Annotated in this window: 15 protein-coding genes; 4 read left to right on the top strand and 11 right to left on the bottom strand. The window is 58.2% G+C overall.

Annotation, left to right across the window (positions count from 1 at the left end; all coding sequences use genetic code 11):
• Positions 1 to 282 precede the first annotated feature (282 nt).
• Positions 283 to 999, top strand: coding sequence for a hypothetical protein (locus VGM18_15000; GenBank protein HEY3974311.1), 717 nt, complete (start codon positions 283 to 285; stop codon positions 997 to 999).
• Between the two features lie 72 nt (positions 1,000 to 1,071).
• Here VGM18_15000 and VGM18_14995 read toward each other — a convergent pair whose 3' ends face one another.
• Positions 1,072 to 2,043 carry a hypothetical protein gene (locus VGM18_14995; GenBank protein ID HEY3974310.1) on the bottom strand — a complete coding sequence of 324 codons (972 nt, stop codon included), beginning with the start codon at positions 2,041 to 2,043 and terminating at the stop codon, positions 1,072 to 1,074.
• A gap of 509 nt (positions 2,044 to 2,552) precedes the next feature.
• Positions 2,553 to 3,398, bottom strand: coding sequence for a hypothetical protein (locus VGM18_14990; protein HEY3974309.1), 846 nt, complete (start codon positions 3,396 to 3,398; stop codon positions 2,553 to 2,555).
• 1,437 nt (positions 3,399 to 4,835) lie between these two features.
• Between VGM18_14990 and VGM18_14985 the strand changes: the two genes are divergently transcribed.
• Complete coding sequence (locus VGM18_14985) at positions 4,836 to 5,129, top strand: hypothetical protein (protein HEY3974308.1); 294 nt, start codon at positions 4,836 to 4,838, stop codon at positions 5,127 to 5,129.
• A 45-nt stretch (positions 5,130 to 5,174) separates the two neighbouring features.
• Positions 5,175 to 8,498 carry a DUF3857 domain-containing protein gene (locus VGM18_14980; protein ID HEY3974307.1) on the top strand — a complete coding sequence of 1,108 codons (3,324 nt, stop codon included), beginning with the start codon at positions 5,175 to 5,177 and terminating at the stop codon, positions 8,496 to 8,498.
• A gap of 200 nt (positions 8,499 to 8,698) precedes the next feature.
• Here VGM18_14980 and VGM18_14975 read toward each other — a convergent pair whose 3' ends face one another.
• The 5 genes from VGM18_14975 to VGM18_14955 form a co-directional block, all read right to left on the bottom strand.
• The gene (locus VGM18_14975; protein ID HEY3974306.1) at positions 8,699 to 9,064 is read right to left on the bottom strand and encodes a hypothetical protein; all 366 of its coding nucleotides are present in this window, start codon (positions 9,062 to 9,064) and stop codon (positions 8,699 to 8,701) included.
• Positions 9,065 to 9,551: 487 nt separating this feature from the next.
• Positions 9,552 to 11,279, bottom strand: coding sequence for an alkaline phosphatase family protein (locus tag VGM18_14970; protein ID HEY3974305.1), 1,728 nt, complete (start codon positions 11,277 to 11,279; stop codon positions 9,552 to 9,554).
• A 250-nt stretch (positions 11,280 to 11,529) separates the two neighbouring features.
• Complete coding sequence (locus VGM18_14965) at positions 11,530 to 13,572, bottom strand: LysM peptidoglycan-binding domain-containing protein (protein ID HEY3974304.1); 2,043 nt, start codon at positions 13,570 to 13,572, stop codon at positions 11,530 to 11,532.
• A gap of 321 nt (positions 13,573 to 13,893) precedes the next feature.
• Entirely contained in the window at positions 13,894 to 14,514 is a 621-nt protein-coding gene (locus VGM18_14960; GenBank protein ID HEY3974303.1) for a DUF6526 family protein, read from the bottom strand.
• Between the two features lie 19 nt (positions 14,515 to 14,533).
• Entirely contained in the window at positions 14,534 to 15,691 is a 1,158-nt protein-coding gene (locus VGM18_14955; protein HEY3974302.1) for a choice-of-anchor tandem repeat GloVer-containing protein, read from the bottom strand.
• Between the two features lie 178 nt (positions 15,692 to 15,869).
• On the opposite strand from VGM18_14955, the gene VGM18_14950 reads away from it, so the two are divergent.
• Positions 15,870 to 16,838 (top strand): quinone oxidoreductase, encoded by a 969-nt coding sequence (locus VGM18_14950; protein HEY3974301.1) that lies wholly within the window; start codon positions 15,870 to 15,872, stop codon positions 16,836 to 16,838.
• Positions 16,839 to 17,005: 167 nt separating this feature from the next.
• Here the strand turns inward: VGM18_14950 and VGM18_14945 are convergent, their stop codons facing one another.
• From VGM18_14945 to VGM18_14930, 4 genes are all read right to left on the bottom strand, one after another.
• Positions 17,006 to 17,395 carry a PIN domain-containing protein gene (locus VGM18_14945; GenBank protein ID HEY3974300.1) on the bottom strand — a complete coding sequence of 130 codons (390 nt, stop codon included), beginning with the start codon at positions 17,393 to 17,395 and terminating at the stop codon, positions 17,006 to 17,008.
• A gap of 20 nt (positions 17,396 to 17,415) precedes the next feature.
• On the bottom strand, positions 17,416 to 17,748 hold the full coding sequence (locus tag VGM18_14940) for an AbrB/MazE/SpoVT family DNA-binding domain-containing protein (GenBank protein ID HEY3974299.1): 333 nt from the start codon (positions 17,746 to 17,748) through the stop codon (positions 17,416 to 17,418).
• 77 nt (positions 17,749 to 17,825) lie between these two features.
• Positions 17,826 to 18,485, bottom strand: a complete 660-nt coding sequence (locus tag VGM18_14935) for a pyridoxamine 5'-phosphate oxidase family protein (protein HEY3974298.1) — start codon at positions 18,483 to 18,485, stop codon at positions 17,826 to 17,828.
• A gap of 278 nt (positions 18,486 to 18,763) precedes the next feature.
• Entirely contained in the window at positions 18,764 to 22,633 is a 3,870-nt protein-coding gene (locus tag VGM18_14930) for a carboxypeptidase regulatory-like domain-containing protein (GenBank protein HEY3974297.1), read from the bottom strand.
• Between the last annotated feature and the right edge of the window lie 17 nt (positions 22,634 to 22,650).

The following is a 22,650-nucleotide window of genomic DNA, read 5'->3' as shown; positions in this document are numbered from 1 at the left end:
GGCTTTCTACCGTGAGCATAGTGGCCTCTAGGATGTCGCGATCGTATAACTGTGAATTTTCTCAGTCAAGGTTGGATTCACCAACTCGAGCTGTGGAAAACTTTCTCGCTCGATGATTTTGATTTGTTATCCCGTTCAAACTCCTTTTTGGCACCGCGAACCCGCCCCGGACCTGCCCAATGCTCGCGTTCTTGGCAACGCGATAATCGTGCGCTGGCTCGCTTCCTTATCGAACCTTATGCACTTAGCAGCATGCTATATCCCGGTGCTATACTCCGGGCCATGAAGTTCAAAGTCCTGCAAAATAATCTCCGCAAAGTACTGTGGGAGCGCATCGATGCAGGCGAACTCACCGGACTCCGGCTCGCCGAACAGACCGGATTCAAGCAGGCCCACATCTCCAACTTCCTTAATCGCAAGCGCGGCCTAAGCCTCGAAGGCATGGACAAAGTGCTCTCCGTGCAGCATCTTTCCGTGCTCGACCTGCTCGATCCTGCCGAAGTCAACAAGCGCGCCTCCATCCTTCCCCCCAGCGGCGACGAATTTGAGAACGTCCCGCTCACCACTCCCGCCGTCGCAGCCACTCACCCGCTGATCGCCAGCATGCATGTCAAAGAAATCCTCAAGTTCAGAAAATCTTTCCTGCGCAAGCTGCGCGCCGAAACCGACGGCGATCGCTCCGGTTGGCGCCGCTTTGTCCTCATCCAGCTCGACGCCCGGGAAACCCTGAGCATGTCTCCCCGGCTCATGCCCGGAGCCACGCTTCTGCTCGACCGCCATTACAACTCACTTAAGGCATATCGCAAAGGCGATCTCAATATGTACGCTGTTCTGAAAAACGATACTTGCACGGTGAGATATGTCGAAGTCGTCAACAATCGTTTAATCTTGCGCCCCCACAGCCAGTCCTTTCCCATCGACTCAGTGAATATGAAAGAAGGCAAAACCGCGGCCGACTATCTGGTCGGCCGCATTTGCCAGATCGGATTGGAAGCTTAACTGGTAAGTTCGCGTCGGCGGGGAAGCACTGCGAGCCGGTCTTGTGTTTGGCCCCTTCCCGGCTCTGCCGGCTCACTTCGTGTCAGATGTGCCTTGCACCGTCATCGCCTGCGAGTCGTAGGAGTAGATGACCTGCTGAGTGTAGAACGTTTCTGTCGACCACCAGCCCAGCGCGGCGGCGAACATAAGCAGGAATGCAAGCCCTGACCACAGCCCCCATCGCTCCTTCCGCCAGTAGGTTCCATTGCTGTCGTTGGCCAGAATGTGTCGTCTCTGGGCGCCCTCTGACAGTTCCTGCGGACGTTTCCAAATTAGCCACGCTCCCGCGACACCGAGAAAGGCCAGAGTAAATTCCATGTAGGGCGGTTCGGAGGGCGAGCGTTCTTTAAAGTGGTTGAGGATGGCGAACCCTGCCACAATCACATACACAACGGGCACCGGCACGAGCGACCAGCGCAGCCATGGGTTTGCCCCGGCACGCCTGATTTTCGCGCCTAAAGCAAACAGGCACAGGGAAAATGCGATCAGGCCGTTGAAAGCGGCGCCGCGCAGCACCATCACCTGATCGTGCAATTGGCGCAGTCTCAGGGTGTCGTCCTCACCCTTCAGCAACAGCTGATTTTCCTGCAGGCCGAAAAGATCTTTCGCGGTTCCGTTCAAATAGTCTTCCTGTTGCTCGTTGCCGGCGAGCACCCACCAGCTCAGGATTTGGTCGCACAAATCCTCTCCCTGTTTTTTGAGCGTATAGACCTTTGCCTTGACCGAGTCATCCCCTTTTTTCCACTGCACCAAACTTTCATCGTCTTTGTGGTTGCAATAGACGCTGGTGTGAATTCGGTCTTCGGTCACGCCGAGGCGAAGCTGATGGGCGAAAAACTCATGTTGAAGATCGTCGTCGTTAAAAAAATCGAACGCGATGCGCGAGACGGCCGAGCCCAAGGTGTAGGTCATGGCAAACAAGAGCACCGCTGCCACGGGCTGCTCTTGATCTTTCACCCAATCCAGAATGGCCGGCAGGCGATACTCGCCTTCGGAAAAAAACAAATGAATGACCAGAATTATCCAGGGAAGCGCGAGTACTCCCACAATGGTGATATCGAACGCGATCGTAAGTGCGCCCAAGTGAATTAGATTCCTTCTCTGACTGATTTAATACCGCAGACTCAGGACTTCACGATTAAGTCCGTTGGGTAGAGCCCGGAAGCCGGAGTCTCTACCCAACGATTCCGCATTCTTCCAGCGCGAACTACTTCAATGCGTTCAACAGCTTTTGGCCATCCGGAGTTCCACAGCCGGTGCAGGGATCCCAGCCCGCTTTCGCCGCGAAGTTCCCCCCCCCGAGCATGCCGTCCGTATCGTTGTTCAAAGGCGTCGTCAGTCGTTGGCCGCCGGTCGTCGGTCGTTGGTCGTCGGCCGTTGGCCGTCGGTCGTTGGCCGTCGGTCGTCGGCCAACTGGCCGCATTGGCCAACGACCAACGGCCTGATGGCTAACGACTAGCGACTAACGACGAATGGTCAACGACCGACGACCGACGACCGACGACCAAGACTGCTCACTTCAAATCCGCCAGATCCTCCTTCAACTGCTGCATGCTGAAGCCTTCCGGCGTCGTCTTCTTGCCCGTGAGGTAGTCATTGCTCAGAATCGCGTAGGCCTCGTCGCAGTACGCTTCCCAGAAACCCCACGTCATGATCTGTAGTGCTCCCCAGGTCACAACCGTTACACCGCGAGCGTCGTAAGCCATCACCGGAACGGCGTGTCCTCCCCAGGAACCGGGCTTACCGTCGCCGGTCGTGCCTCCGGGCGGCACCGACCAGGGCTGATGATTCTGGGTCTGCGCTTGCGCGCTGATGGGCAACTGCACTCCGATATAGCAGCCTTCGAAGATGTACACCGAATCCATGATGTGGATGTGGTTGGCCGGTTCGAGCGCAACGTAGGCGCCGATCTTGTGGCCGGCAATGCCCGACTGCCGCCAGTAATTCAGCACATCGACTTCCTGGGCGCCATTGTCGTTAGCGCCGGTCACGGGATTGTAGCCAGTGATGGCGGAGTATGCCGCGACGATCTGCTTGTCGGTCGGTGTGACCATTTTCTTGCCGGCATTCGCGGTCCATTCCATGATCAGGTGGCCCGCAGCCGCACAGGTGCAGTCGCCAAGTTGATCGTTGTCCATCATGCCCCACGACGAGCCTACTTTCGCGGTGAGATCTGCGCTGGCGGGCGGCGTGGGCAGCGCCGGCGTCACATACGAGGCCAGCAGCAAAGTTCGCGGATCATGCCGGGCTACGCCTTTGCCCAGTTTCAGTTTGCGGGTATCGATGCGCGTGGGGTCTGATTTCATGGCGAGACCGGCGCGTGCGTCGGCATCGGAGCGATCCAACTTTCTGACAGCCATAGAGATCTCCTTTGGTGAGGGTCCAGAATTTATTTCAATTTGGAAAAAGCGACCGGCCGCTCGCCGAAACGCTTGCGACCGGCACACACTCGTTAATTATTGAGGGGAAGAAGTTGGGCGAATATTAGACCCGAATGCCGATGCGATCAAGCGAGATTGATAATTTGTTACGAAATCCGAACAGGATGGACGACGAAAGAGATCGAAACGGGAATGGGGCGGGTGAGTGAATTCCCGTGCCTTCGGTGGCGAAGGGGCTGTCTTTGCTATGCCTTGGCCTTCACCGAGTTCCCCTCGCCCGAAGGATTCCCTCTTGGATCCGAGTCACGAATTCAGGCAGGTGGCCCGCCATAACGTGTCGGACGGCAGGTCCAAACTCGTGTAACAGATTCATGCCCGCATCATTGCCGACGGTCGATCCGAAATCGCTGATTGGCTCCGAACCCGAGCGCAACCAATAGGGCCGGGAGGCGCTATGAGCCGCGACCGAAGTCGCTACTCGTAACAAATAGGAAGTGTTTAGTCTCCGCCGCCCAGTCTCGTCCCGCGGAAACAAGACGCTCGATGCCGCGTCGGTGGCCCGAGCAAGCATGCTATCGCTGTCCGATGGCCGATAGCGCGTATTCGAATTAATCAGCGAGGGATAAACATGTTTGCCGAAAAAGTCTGGCGATTCTTTGGGAGGAGCCGCCTCATACAGCCCGGGAAGGCGCGGCGGCAGTGCCATGCTGACATGAGTGATTTCGCTGGCGGCGACCTCCCTGGTGGTTACGGCTACCGCGTCCACAGCGCAAGGCAAGTGCGCCTCGTCGGCAACCCTTTCAAGGGCAAAGGATTGGGTTGCGATTTGCGCCGAGGGAGCATCGGGCAATGGAGCGCTCGGTCGCCGACTCTGGCCCACACTCGTGCACGCCATCAGGAGGCAAGAAAAAGTCAACCAGACCGGTGCAAAGTGTTTCACCATAGTTGCAATCCGAGGGCGTAAAACCCCGATTCCGTCCTCACAGCGTCCCAATTGCGCTGCCACTCCACCTGGAAAGTAGCAAGTCAACTGCCACTTTTCTGAGCCTGAGGGCCCACCCTTGGGTCTATGATTTCGTTGAGAAAACCTGTCCCCTAGGTTGCGGAGTACAGGAAAAATTTTGGCCAGTCGGGTGGAATTTTTTTCTTTAAGAAAGCAAGTCTAGCGCGGGAAAAGCGGGCTTCGGGCTTCAGACCTCAGATTTTAGATTTTAGATTTTGGTTTTCGGACTTCAGCCTTCGGACTCGGATGATACGGTACCCTAGGCCTAACACCCAAGACCCAGACCTTGCGATTGAAAACTAACCCCGGAAGATAACCTTCGGAGGCCTGATGTCTAACGTTCGAGATCCGACGCCCGATCCCCGACGCCTGCCGTTCGCTCTGCTATCATCGCAATCGGAGTCATCAGCATCATGGAACACCTCGACGACGAAGATTTCGAAGACCAACAAGTACCTGTCATTTCCGGAAGAGGAGAAGGCATTATGGAGGAAGGTCCGTCCAAAGGTTCAGGGGCCGCTCGCCGCAATGAAGATATTGCACTCGATCTCATGAAATTTGTTGCCATGACCACGGGATATGGCCGCACCACTTCGTCAGGCGTAGGATTTCAAGGCACCGGTTCCACGGCCAAACCCGAAGACTACGCCGATCACCTGCTCGAGCTGTACGGCAAGTGCCTGAGCGCGGTGGCGGCAAGAAAGTAAACGCAACGGACTGCAACCTCTTCCCCCAGAAGGTGGTGCAACCGAATGTCATCCAAGAATGCGCTGGCTGTCCTGCTGATTGCCGCGTGCGCAATTCCCTTTGCTTTCGGCCAGGTCAAAGCCGACGAGAAGCCATCCTCTGCTGCAACGGATTTCTCCAAGGAAGCCTACGTCATCGACAGGCTCCGCACTGCGATCATCGAAGAGGCGGACGGCAGCGGTTCGCGCGAACATAGCGCCGAGGTAAAGATCCTCGCGGACGCGGGGGTGAAGGCCTTCGCCGTTTTGAATTTTACCTATTCCAGCGCTAACGAAGTGGTTGACGTCGATTATGTGCGCGTCCGCAAGCCGGATGGTACCGTCGTGAAGACTCCCGACTACAACATCCAGGACCTGCCTGCGGATGTAACTCGCACTGCCCCTCTGTATAGCGACATCCACGAAAAACACGTTGCGGTGAAAGGCCTGGGTGTGGGCGACGTATTGGAATACCTGGTCCGCTTCCGCGTCGTCAAACCCGAAGTCCCCGGCCAATTCTGGTACGAGCATAACTTCAACAAGAACGCCATCGTGAAGGACGAGAAACTGGAACTGAGTGTCCCAGCAGAGAAGTACGTCAAAGTGGTCAGCCCCGACTTCAAGCCCGAGGTGAAAGATGCGGGCGGACGGCGGATCTATAGCTGGACCCATTCCAATCTCGAGGTCAAAGAAAAGGACCCGAACGAAATCCCGCGACGCATTCCCCCGAATCCATCCGTGCAGGTGACGACGTTTAAGAGTTGGGAGGAAGTGGGCGGCTGGTATGGAGGGTTGCAGAAAGAACCGCTGGAGGTTACTTCGGCGATCCAGGCCAAGGCCGCCGAACTCACCAAAGGATTGCGGAGCGACGACGAGAAGATTCGCGCCATCTACGCGTTCGTCTCGCTTCAGTTTCATTACATTGGCCTCGATTTCGGCATCGGACGCTACCAACCGCACGCCGCGGACGATGTTCTGGGAAACGGGTACGGTGACTGCAAAGACAAGCACACGCTGCTGGCCTCGCTGTTAAAAGCTGCGGGGATCGATGCCTGGCCCGCGCTCATCCACGCCACTCGCAAACTGGATCCGGAGGTGCCGTCGCCCGCGCAGTTCAATCATGTCATCACGGTTATCCCGAGTGGCGGCAAGTTCATCTGGCTCGATACCACACCAGAGGTTGCACCCTACGAGCTTTTGATCAGCGTTCTGCGCGACAAACAGGCGCTTGTGATCCCGACGAACCAAGCGCCTCTGCTGATGACGACGCCGCAGAACCCGCCGTTTCCGATGGAGCAGGAGTTTACCTCGTCCGGCAAGCTCGATGGCAACGGCACCTATACCGGGCACATTACACAGTCGTACCGTGGCGACACCGAAGTCCTGCTGCGAGCGGCATTCCGGCAGCTATCGGAGTCGCAGTGGAAGGACGCGGTACAGCGCTTCTCCTACGCCCTGAATTTTGGCGGAGACGTCAGCAACGTCAAGGTGTCGCCGCCCAATGAACTCGACAAGCCGTTCCAGATTTCCTACGACTACCTGCGCAAGAACTTCGGGGACTGGGACGACCGGAACACGAGCGCAGCGCTGCCGATGATGGGGCTGGAAGTGTCCAAGGATTCAAAAGTAAGAAAGCCGCAAGAGCCCCTGCTTCTGGGCATGCCGGGGAAGATTGTTTATCGCTCGCAAATGGAGTTGCCGCCGGGTTATTCGGTGGCGCCTCGGCCGCGCAGCCACGAAGTGGAAAGCTTTGCGCAATACACGGCCGACACCACGGTCGAAAATGGGGTGCTTAGGATTTCGCGTGAGTTGATCGTGAAGAATAGCGAAGTGCCGCTCAGCGATTGGGAGACTTATCGCAGGTTCGGTCGCGCGGTTTCCGACGATGAGCTGGCGTTGATGCCGGTGAAGAGTTCGGGCGGCTTTGGAACGACCGCAAAGAATGCGGGTTCCGCAAAGGACAACACGGAGGAAGCGGGCGACGTCGATGAGAACTTCCGGCGAGCCACCGATGCGTTACGGCGTCGCGACAATCAGCACGCCCAGGAATTGCTGGAAAAGGTCGTCGCCGCGCAACCGAAATACAAGGGGGCGCATTTCGAGCTTGGGGTTGTGCTGGTTTCTCTGAACAAGGTGAGCGAGGCGCTGGCCGAGTTTCACAAGGAGCAGGAGATTGCGCCCGACGACGTACGGGCCTATCAGGCTCCGGCGTTTTTCCTGAACGCGACCGGACACAAGGAAGATGCAATACAGGAATGGCGGAAACTGTTGAAGGCGGATCCGGAGAGTCACGACGCTGCGGTCAATCTAGGCCAGTTACTGTATCAGACCAAGAAATATCCAGAAGCGGCGGAGATGCTGGAGACGGCGCTCAAGGGTTCTCCCGAAAATCCTGGCGTGCAATCGGAGCTCGGACAGGCATATCTGAAGGCCGGGCAGACGGAAAAGGGCGTTACACATCTGAAGGCGGCAGCGGAAGAGAAAGGCGATCCGGCTATGCTCAACGATGTGGCCTACACACTGGCGGAGAACAAAGTCGAGCTCGCCCTGGCACAGCAATATGCCGAGAAAGCCGTAAAGAGTTTGGACGAGCAGATGCAGACAGCGGAAGCGGCCCACGACCTGCGCGCGTCATTCCAGGACCAGGGGCTGCGCGTGACCTACCAGTTGTCGTTGACCTGGGACACTCTGGGTTGGGTCTATTTCCAGCAAGGGGATGCGAAGCGGGCCGAGCCTTTCATTCGGGCCGCCTGGCTCCTGGGAGAAGAGGCTATCGTGGGTCAGCACCTAGGCGAGATTTACGAAAAGGAAAGCAAGACTCAACAGGCCGCACAGGAGTATTTATTCGCACTGACGGTATCGCATTTGCCGCCATCTGGGCCGCAGTCTGCATATCCTGGGTTTTCCCCGCCCAACGGCGATCTCACGCAATACCACGAGTTGACTGCGCGTTATAAGAAACTGACCGGCAAGGACCCTGCCCTGATCGACATCCATCGGCTGCCAAATGGGGAGTGGACCAAGACACCCGCCGAACAACTTCGTCATACCCGCGAGGTAAAACTCCCCAACACCGAGAAGCTAGCCGGCGCGGCGCAGTTTATCGTCACGTTCCGGCCGGAAACGGTCGAGTCGGCTGAATTCTCGAGTGGCGACGATGATCTGGAGCCTCTGGCGGATAAATTGAAAGTAGCCCATTATCCGCTGGAGTTTCCTCCGAGCAGCGGCGCTATCCTGGTGATGCGGGTCGACGTCAGTTGCCATTCCGACTCTGCCTGCATCGGGACGCTGGTCGTGCCGGTTCCGGTCCCGCAGCCATCCCACGCGCCCTTGTACACAGTTCCGAATTGATCCAAGCCGGTTAGCAGGCGAACGCGTTGCTCCCCGATCTGGACCTAGAAGAGCAGTGTCGATAGGCGCAAGATCCCTCACGCCGCAACCCTGGCTGTAGTCCCGAAGGCCATAAAAAACCGCGCCCTTTCGGGCGCGGTTCGCGGTTGCAACATAGTACCCAGGGGAGGGCTTCGCAACCGGCAACTTGGCAACGGAACTTAGTGTCTCTTGCCTTTCTTTTTCGCCTTTTTCGCGGGCCTGGCGGCTTTTTTCTTCGCCGGTTTCCTGGCAGCCTTCTTGGCTGGCTTCTTCGCCGCTTTCTTCGCTGCTTTCTTCTTCGCCGCAGGCTTGGCGGCTTTCTTTTTCGCTTTGGGCTTACCGCCGCCACCACTCGGTGGCGTGGGCTTGGGTGGCGCAGGCGCGGGAGTCGATGTGGATTCCGGCTCTGCGGGAGCCGGCGCGCCCGACTCTTCTTCCTCTTCTTCCTCTTCGAAATCTTCTTCCAGCGATTCGCTGTAAGCGCCGCTGTCGCCGAATTCCTCTTCGTCATCGCGTGCGTACAGAGTGGGATCGTTAAACGTCATTGCTCCTCCTGTCATTCAATGCGGCCAGATGCGGATGCGCCCTGGCAGCGGCACAAATAATTTAAAAGACCACCGGAACCTTTTGCTGAACGGCGCGCGATTATAGCACGACGCTCGGTGCTGCCTGCAAGGACCGCGGACACAGGTACAAAATTTGCTGCCCTTGGATCTTGGCGCCCTTTGGGGCATTTCTTAGGGTCCCCTGCGGTTACAAGGGTTTGATTCTTGTCATAAGCCAAAAGCAAGAAAATCTTAAACCGCACGGCGCGCCAAGAAATGCCGCAAAGAACGCAAAGACTTAGAAATCTCGACACTCCTGCTTACCAACTTGCTCGCTAACCTGTTATCACAGCGCACCCGGAAAAGGGAAGCAGAAAAGAAAGGAGGCGGAGAACGATCCGCCAGAGACGCAAAAAAACGGGAGCCGAAAACAGCTCCCGCTGAAAACGGCTCCCGCTTTGTTTTGGTTTTGCAGTTTATGGGGTACTTATGGCAGCGGAACTCCCGGCAGCACAGGTGTTCCCTCGACGCGAATCGCATCCAGCGCGGTAGGATCGAGTCCCAGGACTTTGAGAATGGTCGGCGCGACCTGCGCCGTCCCAACTCCGGAATAGACCGTTCTGGGTTTGAAGGTCGGATAGGACAGCAGCATCACGACATTGGTGTCGTCGTGGCCGAATCCGCCGTGCTCCTCCAGTTTCGCCGTGCTGCCGGAGTACGTAACTCCGATGTTCGGAGTCACGATGATGTCCGGCGTGCGCGGATCGTTAGTGGGGTTGTTGAAGTTCAGCCAGAGCGCTGGCCCGTAGAAGATCTGCCCGAGTCCGATTCCGGTGGTCATCGTGGGGTTCGCTTCGAGAATGCCGACGGCGGCGTCGGTATTGGCCGAACTGTTCAGCCACAGCAGCGAGACATCATCTTCTGTGGGGCCAATGCCGGTGGGGTTATTGGTTGACTCCGAGTACGGAATGTAGCCCGCATTGGAGAGCAGCGTGGCCGGTGAAGTGGCATTAATCAGCTGGGAGACGTAGCGGTTGGGATCGATGGGTGACTGGCCGTGTTTGGCCGTGATGATGATTAGCGTCGAATTGGAAAGCCCTTGTTTCTGTAGTTCGCTGACGAATGCCGCAATCGAGGCGTCGACGAACTGGAATTCCCCGAGCAGCGCCGGGGTGGGCGTGCCCTGGGCATCGAGATAGCCGCCGGTGGTGTTATTGCTGGCTTCAACGAGCTTTTGGCCCACGCTGAGCGCCTGGAAGTTCATGCCAAAGATGGTGGGAACCTTGGTTTGCTTGGTGCGGAGGTGGTTCCAGCCATCGATTTCGTTGAGGATCGCGTCGACTTTCAGCGTGTCGTAGCACTGAATGTTGGCGAAGCTGTTGGTCCAGGCGGTGAGGTCGGCGGTGTTGTCGACGATGTTGGTGCAGTTGACGCCGGTTGGCGTAACCACTCCGGGAAGTCCGACCACAGTCGAGTTGATTTCAGGAGCGTAGAAGTCGTCGAGCGTGCTGGGGCTGCCGCCGGAAGCGACAGAGCTGTAGGCCGGGTGCTTGTCGGACCAGGCTGCGTATCCGCCCGCGTTGTGAATCACGGTGAAGATGCTGTTGGCGCGGACGAATTCCCAGGGCCAAACCGGCTTGCAGCCGGTGCTGGGATCGCGAACCAGGTGCTTGGGATCGATCGAGGCAAAGCCGCCGTCGGTCAGCGACGCGCCGGGAGCGCCACCGTTCACTTTTGTCTTGTCGATGTCGATGCCTTCTTCGTACTCGGTCGTGGTACCCGTAGCCGACCCGTAGGGGGTGCAGGGGCCACCTGCCAAGCCGTTGCCGGTGGTCTCCTTGGGAGCCGAGAAATTCCGGGAATAAGCGACGTCATAGTAGACGCCGGTATACGCCGGGCTGCCGCCGGTGACGATCGCGGTCAGGCCCGGAAACGAATCCGAGGGCTTCGAGGTGCTGGCGGCGACGTAGTTGATTCCGGTCGTGCTCAGGGCGGCAAGGTTGGGGCAATAGGGTTGACCGTTGTTGGTGGTGGTAATGCCATTGGCGCAGTTCAGTAAATCAACCGCGTGCATACCATCGACGCTGATGAGGAGCACATGCTGAATGGGATTGGAGGGTTGCTTTTGGCTGGATTGTTGGGCAAGCGCTGACGAGGACGCGAGCAGAAGAACGACGGCGGACGCGCCGACACTGAGTCCGCGAGAGAAAGTCATGGTGGGTTCCTCCTGAAGATTTGACAGATGCTTTTACGAGGATTAGCAAAGCCAAATGAAAGGAAAGTGACTGCAAGATGAACGCGGGGTAAAAAAACAAATATTCGAGGGGGCTTAATACCCGTTGCAGGCGTGAACCATGAAGGCCATGAACGTTCGCGAAGTCAAACCAAGGAAGTCAAACCAAGAAAGAACGCGACGGCCTTCGTGTACTTCGTAGTTTTGGCGCTTCCGGTGGATCTCGTCCCGTTCAGCGAGCGGCTTGCACGATCAGAATCATTCCCGGCCGGATCACGGCTACGTTGCGGTTGTCGCGCTTGAGAGCGGCGACGGTAGTGCGGTAGGCGTTGGCGATGGAGTAGAGCGTTTCTCCGCTCCTCACTTTGTGGTGAACGACTGCGGCCACCACCGGCACCCGTTCAATTTGCGCCGACTTCGTGGCCGGGGCCTTGGTCACAGCGGTCTCGGCGGGTTTGGTTACTACGCCCGGATGTTTCGCCTTGGAACGAGTTGAGGCTACTTCCGGCTCGTGCGCGGACGGCGAAACCGGCAGATGCAGGGCCAGCACTTTGCGTCCGCGAAGGCTGTCGCCGTGGATGCCGTTCCAGCGGCGCAGCATCTGCGGCGAAATGCCGAAATTATCGGCGACGGTTTCGACCGTGTCCCCCGCATGAACTTTGTAACGCGTGATGCGGCGGGCGTAGGTTGCCGTGTCGCTGGTCGGATGCTTGCCGGGTGTGACCGGGATGACCAACTGCGCATCGGCTTCCAGTTCGGTGCCCTCAAGATGATTCGCCGCGACGATGGACTTGGGCGTGGTGTGATAAGTTCGCGCCAGCGAGGCGAGCGTGTCGCCGGAGCGAACCGTGTGATAGCGCCACCACAGCCGCATGTCGGCCGGGATCGACGCGACGGCGGTTTCGTATTGATCTTTCGTTCCGGCAGGCAGGTGCAGCTCAAACGGGCCTTCGCGCGGCGTGGTCATGCGCAGCAGACTGGGATTTAGGTCTTCCAGTTGATCCGGCGTAGAACCCACGCACTCTGCGACCAAGCGTAAGTCTACGGGGTAGTTAATCGTGACAGCATCGTAATCCGCCGGATGCTCCATGGCCACGCCATCCAACCCATACTGCGAAGGATTTTTGGCCATGATGGTCACGGCCAGAATAATGGGCACATAGTTGCGCGTCTCCTTGGGCAGAACGTTGCGGCGGTAGAGCTCCCAGAAGTCGGCATAGCCGGTGCGCTTCACGGCCGCCTGCACCGTGCCCGGCCCGGAGTTGTAGGCTGCCATGGCGAGATACCAATCGCCGAACTGGTTGTAGAGATCTTTCAGGTGGTGGGCGGCGGCGCGAGTCGATTTCTCGGGATCCTGGCGGTCGTCGACCCACATGTTGTGGTGCAGACCGTAGCCGCGTCCGCGGGAGGCCATGAACTGCCAGATGCCGCGGGCGCCCGCGCGTGAAACTGCAAGCGGATGGAATCCGGACTCGGCCTGCGCGAGGTAGATCAAATCCTGCGGAAGGCCTTCCTGCTTCAACGTGGAGACGATCATGTCGTGATAGCGGCCCGAGCGGGCAAAGGCGTGCTCGAAGGTGCCGCGTCCGCGACCCGAGAAGTAAGTGATGTAGCCGGCGACCTGATCGGTCATCATCAGGGGCAGGTCGGAGTGCATGTTCTTGATTTCGGCTTGCGCTTTGGCCTTTACCCCGGCATCGGGCGCGGGCGTGATACCGTTGGTCTCGTCGATGGGCGCCGGCTCGGTCTTCTGCTGGGCTTCTTGGGACGAATCCTGCGGCGAGTCAGCTTCCGCAGTGCCGCCGGGATAGAGCTTGTTGACGCCTTCAACGATGTGATCGAATTCGGTTTGCAGCCGTTCATCGGAACGGACATCGAGATTGCTGCCCAGCAGGGAGTTCAGTGCGTTGTCGAAATTCTGCCTGGCTTCTTCAACTTTGCCCGCCTGATAGTTGGCCAGGCCGAGCTGATATTCCTTTTCCACGCGGGCGATCAGATCGGCAACCGGGTCGGAGGGTGAGACGGTGTCCGATAGCGGTGTTTGTGCAGCGGATGGAGATTCCGCAGAGGCTGGCCGCTCGGCGGCAGCATTTTGCTGTTGAGCGGCCTTTACTGAGGGTGCTGGGTTCTGCGCCGAAGGCGACGCGGGCTTAAGCGCAGGTGCGGTCGCTGGCGGCAGAAGCGAGACCGGTTTCTGCGCCGTTTGACAGGCGATGCCCGCGGAAATCAGGATGGCCAGCAGGGCGGTCCGGACATAGAGGTTTCCAAATCGCATAGTGCGCTTAGGTAAGATGCGCGACCTCGCCTGGAGGTTAACGCCCGGTGAATTCTACCAAAAATCGTACCCGCAGACGGGACTAAGGTCAATCGTTGAGCGGCAATGGCGTGGTTACCTTCGGCACGTTACTTCGGGCGTCGGGCTTCAGACCTCGGACCTTGAGGCCGAACCAATTTCGCAGGCCTCCGATTGAGACTGCAGATCCATCGTCGTCGTGATCAACTCGTCGTCGTGATGCATCCTCAGCGGTGAAGCATCAAGCCCGAGGTCCAAGGTACAAGGTCCGATCGAATGGCGCCAATAGGCCGATGCCTGCTTTTACACTCGCCAATAATCCGGGCGCCAGTTCTGGATCGCTTTTTTGATGTCGGCGCGGGATAGCTTCTCATTGAGCGCCCGTTCGGCCAGGTTCGGGAGTTCGGCGTCGGAGGCGAAACGCAGGGCGCAGAGCTGGTCCTCGGTAATTTGCGGAATGCGCGAGCGCAAGGGCTCGGGCAGTAACTGCATCAGGCGCAGGCGCTCTTCGAGGCGGATGACGCGATCCTGCACCTTCAGCGGATAGGCCCGCAATTTGAACACCAGGACCAGGAAGGCGCTCGCCAGCAGTATCAGCAGGAACGCGTGAAAGTTATCCCGGAAGTCGCTGTGCGTCAGATGCGCGAAAAAGTGAATCAGGGTCAGAATCAGCCCCAATACGAAAACTGGAGCAAGGAAGAAGTGAAACAGCGGATCCCAGCGGGTATGGCGCGCGAACGACTGCGGCTCGGATTCGGCCATAGTAGGACTCCTGCGAAAAGACGAGCCAGTGTAGCAGAGTCGGCGGCAGGGCACCGGCGATGCCTTGACCGGCGTGGCCGGGTTCCGAAAGCTTGAACCACCAAGGCTCGAACCGCCACGACGAAAATGGAAAAACTGCCGGCCAACGGCGTTGGCCGGCATCCCGCGTCTGAAGACGAAATTAATTCTTCGTCAGTTTGTAAATCAAGCCGGTTCGGTTCGTGCCGCATAGAGAGCACGATCCGTAGAGGTTGCCAGCTTTGTCCATGACCACACCGCTGGAGGAAATTTGATCGGCTGTCCCGGTAAACAAGACCGTTTCAGTTCCTTCGGGAGTTACCTTGTACACGATCTGAGAGCCATCGATAGTTTGGGTTGTGTTGTACAGGTTGTCTGAGGAATCCAGGACGGGAGTGCCCTCGTTCGACTGCTGGAAACCATAGCCGGAGGGTAAAGTGTAGATCATCGAGAAAGCGCCCGCTGCGCTGATCTCATACACTCCTCCGCCACTTTGAAATACAGGTCCCTCGATGCCGAATAGATTCCCGGCCGAGTCGAGTACGGGTCCGCCCTCTGCTCCGTCAGGAGAGGTGAAGGTGTGAAGCACCACCATTCCGCCGGTCGGGGAAAATGAGAAGACGTTTCCTGGCGGAGTGCCAATCCCGCCACCACCCACGGTCGCTCCGAAGAATCCGCCTGCCGAATTGGGAACTAATTGGCCAACCGGACTGTTCGGCTCGGCTGAGCACTGACCCTTGCACCAGTTGTAGAGGATCGAAAAGACACCCTGGGGCGTGAGCTCAAAAATATTGCCGCCGTCGGAATAAAACTGGATGTAGTCGTAGGCATATCCGTAGATGTTGCCGGTCGAATCCAGAGTTACCCCGCCCGCGGGCAAACTATAAATTTGGCCCGGGTTCGGAAAGCTGTACAATACCCTCTCAACACCGCTGGGCGACAGCCTAAAGATCGTGCCTGTGCCATGAGCGCCGCCTGCGATGGTGGTGCCGTAGATGTTTCCTTTGGCGTCGCGGGTCAGGGTCCCGATTGGACTCTTGCCATCGTTGCCGTTGCCGAAACTGTGTAAGACGGTCACTACGCCCGCCGGCGTGACCTTGTAGACCGTGCCATCGCCACCGTCGGTCCCGTAGATACCGCCATATCGGCTAGTGCCGTAGAGGTTGCCCTCGGCGTCGATGATCAGACTGACGGCGGCGAACGGGCCCTCCGTCGCGGGAAAATCAGCCAGGGTAGAGTAAGTGTAAGTCTGCGCCGCTGCCAGGGTTGGCAAAAACACGACTGGCAACAACACGAATAGCAGCAATGTTCTGGCTCGCATGAGTGAACTCCTGATGTGACATTGACGAAGGGCGCGGGGCACGTCGGGGAGGGACGCCAGTCTATCACACGCGTGCTGCTCCACCCCGGTTTCTTCTCGTCCGTCATCGTTTTAGGATTTCGCCTGTACAATCCCTAGCCGGGAGAATCCTCCCCTTAGATAGCGAATCGAATCTTTCATGAAGGCCATTCAAGTCAAACAACCGGGAGGTCCGGAGGCGATGGAACTGGCGGAGTTGCCCGTTCCGCAAGCAAAGGCGAATGAGGCGGTCGTAAAGCTGGCCGCTTCGGGCGTGAACTTTATCGATGTGTACTTTCGCGAGGGGCGTTACAAGGCGGTCCTGCCGCTGATCTTGGGACAAGAAGGCGCGGGCACAGTCGTCGCTGTGGGCGTCGACGTAACGGCGGTGAAAGTGGGCGATCGCGTGGCCTGGAGTGGTCTGCTGGGCTCTTATGCGGAATATGCCGCCGTACAAGCCGACCGTTTGGTTTCGATTCCTGCGGGAGTGACCGAGCACCAAGCGGCGGCCGCCATGTTGCAAGGGATGACAGCGCACTACTTATCTCATTCAACGTATCCTCTGAAGAGCGGTGAGACGGCACTCGTGCATGCCGCAGCCGGCGGCGTGGGATTGCTGCTGACGCAGATGGCGCACAACATTGGCGCACGCGTGATTGCTACGGTCTCGACCGAGGAGAAGGCTAAACTCGCGCGTGAAGCGGGAGCCGATGAAGTCATTCTCTATACGCAGTCCGATTTTGAAGCGGAAACCAAGCGCCTGACCGGCGGTAAAGGCGTAGATGTGGTTTACGACTCGGTGGGCAAGACGACTTTTGAAAAAGGGCTGAACGTTTTGCGTCCGCGCGGCATGATGGTGCTGTTCGGCGGCTCGAGCGGAGCGGTGCCGCCGTTCGATCTGATTACGCTGTCGCAGAAAGGATCGCTGTACGTGACGCGGCCCTCGCTGGGAAACTATATAGCGATGCGGGAGGAGTTGGTGGAGCGGTCGAGCGCGGTGTTCGGCATGATCGCCTCTGGCAAACTTAAGCTGCGGATCGAGCACACCTATCCGCTGGCGGAAGTACAGCGGGCACACCGCGATCTGGAAGCACGAAAGACGACCGGGAAGCTCTTGCTGATACCGTAGCGCCGCCGTCCCGGCGGCTGTCGCGGGGGCGTCTCGCCCGCGCAGCGTTCGGCGATTGTCCGCCTAAGCTTTTGGAGTTCGGTTAATGCTTTGAAGTTTCTTTTCTTGCGGCGCGGCGGGCGGGTCGCCCGCCGGACAGCCGCCGGGACGGCGGCGCTACATTTAAATCAAACGATACGAAGGTTGGGAAAATCCTGGCTATAGCGCCTTGCATCGAGAGTCATCAGGCGATCGGCGCGCAGTAGAGCATGCGCTCCAACGATAAAATCGACCAGTAGACGTTTAGCGGGATCGCCTCCGGAGCGTCGTCGTCGCTCGGCGTAGGCCGCGAAACTAGTAGCTACTTGGCGCCAGACGATCTCCTCTAGGTCGAAATCAACCACGATGCCCGTCTCCCTAAGAAACTGCTCTACGCCGTCCGGCGACATCAACGGATGCGCCAGCAATTCCACAAACACTGGGGCACAAATGATCAGACTTCCCAGCATGCGAGCCTCACCGAGAAAGGTCGAAATGCGGTAAGCGGTAGGTTCACTAGACCACAGCGCAGACAACACGTTGGTGTCGAGAGCCGTCCTCACTTGCGGCGGCGACGGCTGCGCGCATCATCGTCGCGCAGATCCTTCTCGCTCTCGCGCAAATCTTCATCGCGCAAGTCTTGGCGCCGCGCGTCATCATCGCGCAGGTCGGAAATCCAGGCGTTGATTTCTTTTTGCCCGCCGGGGAATGTGCCAAGAATTCCGCGATATTTTTCGAAAGGGTTCGGCCCAGTACGAGCAGGTCGAATCACCGTGCGCTCCCCTTCGATCACGAACTCGACGCGATCCCCGGCAGCAAGACCGAGACGATGGCGAATCTCTTGGGGGACGGTAACTTGTCCCTTGCTACTGATTGTGCTGGAATAATTCATCTCTTTACTTCTTTACCATACGGTAAAGAATACCGAACCTTTACTGTGCAGTCAAGCCATTCGGATGCTATTTGCGCTCAGCGTTGCCGAGAGTAGTCTCGCACGTATGCTGGCACTTCTCTCCCCGCATCCAGTCGCGGGTCGCCGATCGGCTCTCCGGCCTTCATCTCCAGTGGAATGACTCCGGCCCAGGTGGGAAACGTGTAGTCTTCTTCGTCATCGACTGGTGGGCCGACGCGAACTTTCGCGGAGAATTCTTCGATGGGCACACGCAGCACCGAGGTCTGCTTTAACTCGCTCTGGTTGGGCTGGCGCGAGTCATCCCAGCGGCCGGGCAGAATGTGCTCGGACAAGATTCGCAGAGCCGCCAGCTTTTCTTCCGGGTCGCCCACCAGCGTTGCTTTCCCAAGGATCACCGCCGAGCGGTAGTTCATGGAATGATTGAAAACCGAGCGGGCGAGCACGAGCCCGTCGAGCAGCGTTACTGTGATGCAGACGGCGGCACCTTCTTTCATCTGCCGCAGCATGCGGCTCGCGGCCGAGCCATGAATGTAGAGGCTGGCGTCCTTGCGGCCATACGAAGTCGGGATTACGAACGGCTGGCCGTCGACGGCAAAACCAACGTGACAGAGAAAGCCTTCATCGAGGATTCTGTAAACGGCTTCGCGATCATAGATGGCGCGATGGGGCTCGCGAACCACACGCGTGCGCGCGCTGGGCATTTGAGTTTCAGACATATTTCTTAGACCTCGGGAAAAACTTCGGGCAAGCGCCAAGGACGGGTGAAGAGGAAGTGTAACAAAATCGGGCGGCGGGCTTCAGGCGTCAGACGTCGGGCATTCGGCTTCCGGCTTCCGATTGCAGAGGCTCTTGCTTGGGATGCCCTATTTTGTGCCGCAGGGACATCAAAATAGCCCGGCGTTTCGACGCCGAGGTTAGCGCGCTGGCGGTAGAACCGCGTCGCCGGGGTCTGAAGTCTGAAGTCTGAGGTCCGACGCCTGACGCCTGATTTTCCCTACCAGTTCACCTTCATGGCGAACTGGAACTGGCGCGGATCGTAGGCGGCGGTGGCTTGTCCGGCCATGCTGAACAATGGGCTGACCGCGGCCACGTTCATTTTATTGGCGATATTGAACATGTCGACGATCAGGTCTGTGCTGATGCGCTCGCCGAAATAAATTCGCTTGGAAATGCGCATATCGCCGAACGCCGTCCAGGGGGTGATGCCGGCGTTGCGGCCGAGATTGCCGTCGAGTTGAAGCAAGGTCGGAACCGTGTAGGGCGTTCCGGTTGCAGCGTTGGGAGTCACCAGAAAGCCGTTGATGCAGGGCTCCTGCAGCGTTCCGCTCGGCGAATACTTTGACTTGTAAGCCGTGCCGCAAGCCGGATTCACTGTAGTATTCGGACGGCCGGTTTCAGACGACAACTGAAAATTGTCGCCGTTGCCGGTGATGATGTTGAAGGGACGTCCGGAAGCAAGATCGAGCAGCGGAGCAAAAGTCCAGTCGCTGAGAACTTTGCCGGCGAATCCGCTACCCACCTTGGCCGTCTGGTACACGCCACTGAAGACGAAACGATGACGCTGATCGAACAGTGAAGTGGAGCGATCCAGGCTGGGGTAAAAACTATCCTCTGGCGTAAGAGTCGATTGCAGATCGGTGGAGTCGTCGATGGCGTGCGACCAGGTATAAGACGCCAGAAATTCGTAGTGATGGGCGAAGCGCTTGCGCAGGTTGGCGCTGAAGCCGTGATAGATCGAGCTGCCATTGGAATAGTTGGCGTCCATGTCGCCGAAGGGCACGCAGCCGCTATATGTGGGCGGGGTCGGATTGCAGTTCACGTTAAACCCGGGCTGAGTCGCCAACAGCGCCGTAGCCTGCGGAATGCACCCCGGTTCGACCACGCCGATGGATGGATTCAGTCCGCCCGGCCTGAAGTAGTTCACAAGGGCTGGATCCACGTACGGGTAGGGAGAAGTTGGCGTCCCTCCGGTGCTGCAGCCGCTGACCGTGAACGGGCTGGCAGGCGGACCGGGAGCGAGCGGATTGACCGATTGGAGGATGACCGCGTCGTAGTAGGCTGCCTCAAAGTTTCCCGTTAGCAAATCGCCGCGAATCGGGTTGGCGTTGATAGGGCGGTTCAGGTGCCGTCCTCCGTTGAAATTGTAGGCAAGACTCAGAGCGTAGCCGCCGCCGAGATCGCGTTCCAGCGTGAGGTTGGCCTGCTGCGAATATGCATAAACAAAGTTTTTCGACTGGGGATAGCCGAACGGCTGAAACGCGAGCGGCAGGAACGTGGAAAGGTTTAGATAATTCTGGTTGAGAAAAATTGACTGCGTCGGTGACGCAACACCGCAACCTGTGGCGGAAGTGCCGCACGAGAAGCGTTGCTGGTCGGGGGAATAGTTCAAGAGGCTCAGCGCAGCCGAGGTCGTAGCTGGCGAGCAGGGCGAAGCCGGAGACCCAGTCGCGGACGGGATCAGCCCCTGGAAGATTGTGATTGCATTCAGATTGCTCGGCTGGCCTGCGCCAGAGCAAGTGGAAGTTCCTGCAAAGGCCAACTGCCCGCTGGACGAACCGTCGGAGGCATCGCCCAGGAAATACAATCCCAACAACGGGTGATCATAAAACATGCCGTACGACGCGCGAATGACCGTCTTGCCGTTACCGGCCGGATCCCATGCTACGCCAAGGCGCGGCTGAATATTGTTGGTGTCGGTGTGGATTCCCTTTTGCAATCCGAGCAGGTTGTAGGCCGGAAGCGCCAGCCCCTGCGGCGCCGTAAACTTTGGTGGAATTTCCACGTCATAGCGCACGCCGTAGTTCAAAGTAATTCTCGGGCTCACGCGCCACGAATCCTGCCAGAACGCTCCGATGGGTATGTTCTTGAACGAATCGCTGGGACTGCCGATGCCCTGCACGAAGTCTCCGGGCACGCCGAAGCCAAAGGCCTGGACTGCGGAGAGGGACGGGATGATGTCCTGCACGGACTTGGGCAGAACACCATAGTCAGCCGAGGTCAGCGCGTTGCTCGCCGCCACGCTGCCAAAATCGTAAACGCCGCCATAGTTGACCGTGAAGATCGCGCTGATGGGAAGATAATTGACGTCACCGCCAAACTTCGTATTGTGGCGGCCGATGGTCCAGGAAAAATTGTCGGTGAACTGGTAGCGCTGCTCGACGCGTTGAATATATGAGTAAGGCTCGCGGCCGAAGTAGGCCACTCCGATGATGTTGACCGCCGGGTCCGATCCTCCGGGAATCTGCGTGTTGTAAAAATATGAAAGCCCGCGGCGGGCATACTGAAAGCGGAATTCGTTGATCTTGTTGTTGCTGATCGTCCAGGTGTCCTGGAACATGCCAGTTACGTCACGATAAGTCTGTTGCGAAGTGCGCGAGTAGGAGTTCTGCCCGAAGGGTTGGTCCTGCCCGCTGACTTCGATTCCGGTGACGGTGCTGGGACTAACATTGCCGCGGAAGGTCAGGCGATGATTGGTCCCGAGATTGTGGTCGATGCGGAGCGACCACAGGCTGGTTCCTTCAAAGACCGGAAAGTTGCCCATCTGCGAAGTGAGCGTTTGGTAGGAGGCGGGAATGAAACAGGGACCGGGCGGGGGGCAACTGCTGGGGAAACCAGAGAAATTCGAGAGTCCACCGAGCGTTAGAGCTTGCACCAAACCTGTGGGCCAGGCGCCGTTGACGGCCATGCCTGATGATGCTCCCGCGCCGGCCGCATAGGCGGCGACAGCATTGGCCACTTTTCCCGTTGGATCGGATGCCTCCGCGGTCAGCGTGATTGGATTGGTGAGAAATCCTACCTGGTCCGGCGTCAACTGCAACGTGCCGAAGGGTAGCCCCACATTCGTTGTGTCGAATGGCACAAGCCCAAAATTTCCCTGCCCGATCGACGAGAATCCGGTTTCATGCCGCCGCGTAATTTCGTAGGCGAAATAGAAAAACGTTTTATCTTTCTTGATCGGACCGCCGAAAGCGGCCCCGGCTTGCACGCGCGTATAGGCAGGATTCGGAACTGTGCTGAAGGGATTCACCGCCTGAAAATTACGATCGCGGAGATAGCCGAAGATGTCGCCATGGAAGGCGTTCGATCCCGAGCGCGTAATGATGTTCACTACGCCGCCGGCCGCGCGGCCGTATTCCGCCGCGTAACTGTTGGTAATGATCTGAAATTCCTGCACCGCCTCCTGCGAGACGGTGGAGCGCACGCCGTTCACCGAGTTGTCGGTGGCGTCGGCTCCATCGACGTTCACGAGATTCGAGCGCGCGCGCTGGCCGCTCATGTTGAGCCCGGATGTCGGGGCGGCGCCAGTGTTGGGTGCGTTGTCGCGCACGACCTGCGAATCGGTCAGCGTGAAGTTAATGTAGTTGCGCCCGTTGATCGGCAAATTGTCAATGCGGCGCTGCCCGATCGTGTCAGTCGTCGAACTGCGCGAGGTCTCGACCAACTCCGCCTGCGAACTGACTTCCACGACTTCCTTGCCGGTCAAAACCGATAGTGTGACCGGCAGCTCAACCAGTCCGCCCACCGTGATCACAACTCCTGTGCTCAGGATGCCGTTAAAGCCCGGCGCATCGATGGTGACGTTGTAAGTGCCCGGGGGCAGAAGACGAACGCTGTAGCCACCCTGGCCATCGCCGTTGGCGGTGCGCTCCAGGCCCTTGGCGGCGTCCCGCGCGGTTACGGTCGCATTCGCAACCAGGTTGCCCGCGGGATCCTTCACGGTAACGTGCAGATCGCCGGTCGCTACACCTCCCTGGCCAAAACAGATCACGGAAAGCAGCAGAAGACAAAAGCCCAAGCCGAATTTCGCAACGTGGATCGTTAAATTGCAAGTCATGAAATTGCAGGTCATGAAATTACGGGTCATAAGATTCTCCCTTGAAC

Origin of the sequence: Candidatus Sulfotelmatobacter sp., assembly GCA_036500765.1 — a bacterium.
Lineage (GTDB): Bacteria > Acidobacteriota > Terriglobia > Terriglobales > Acidobacteriaceae > Sulfotelmatobacter.
Note: the sequence above shows the minus strand (reverse complement) of the source record. Positions and strands in the feature narration are given on the sequence as shown.

Excerpts from the sequence above, each read along its gene's own strand:
- VGM18_15000 (HEY3974311.1), top strand. The coding sequence starts at position 283 with ATGAAGTTCAAAGTCCTGCAAAATAATCTCCGCAAAGTACTGTGGGAG.
- VGM18_14990 (HEY3974309.1), bottom strand. The coding sequence starts at position 3,398 with ATGGCTGTCAGAAAGTTGGATCGCTCCGATGCCGACGCACGCGCCGGT.
- VGM18_14985 (HEY3974308.1), top strand. The coding sequence starts at position 4,836 with ATGGAACACCTCGACGACGAAGATTTCGAAGACCAACAAGTACCTGTC.
- VGM18_14980 (HEY3974307.1), top strand. The coding sequence starts at position 5,175 with ATGTCATCCAAGAATGCGCTGGCTGTCCTGCTGATTGCCGCGTGCGCA.
- VGM18_14975 (HEY3974306.1), bottom strand. The coding sequence starts at position 9,064 with ATGACGTTTAACGATCCCACTCTGTACGCACGCGATGACGAAGAGGAA.
- VGM18_14970 (HEY3974305.1), bottom strand. The coding sequence starts at position 11,279 with ATGACTTTCTCTCGCGGACTCAGTGTCGGCGCGTCCGCCGTCGTTCTT.
- VGM18_14965 (HEY3974304.1), bottom strand. The coding sequence starts at position 13,572 with ATGCGATTTGGAAACCTCTATGTCCGGACCGCCCTGCTGGCCATCCTG.
- VGM18_14960 (HEY3974303.1), bottom strand. The coding sequence starts at position 14,514 with ATGCCGGCCAACGCCGTTGGCCGGCAGTTTTTCCATTTTCGTCGTGGC.
- VGM18_14955 (HEY3974302.1), bottom strand. The coding sequence starts at position 15,691 with ATGCGAGCCAGAACATTGCTGCTATTCGTGTTGTTGCCAGTCGTGTTT.
- VGM18_14950 (HEY3974301.1), top strand. The coding sequence starts at position 15,870 with ATGAAGGCCATTCAAGTCAAACAACCGGGAGGTCCGGAGGCGATGGAA.
- VGM18_14940 (HEY3974299.1), bottom strand. The coding sequence starts at position 17,748 with ATGAATTATTCCAGCACAATCAGTAGCAAGGGACAAGTTACCGTCCCC.
- VGM18_14935 (HEY3974298.1), bottom strand. The coding sequence starts at position 18,485 with ATGTCTGAAACTCAAATGCCCAGCGCGCGCACGCGTGTGGTTCGCGAG.
- VGM18_14930 (HEY3974297.1), bottom strand. The coding sequence starts at position 22,633 with ATGACCCGTAATTTCATGACCTGCAATTTCATGACTTGCAATTTAACG.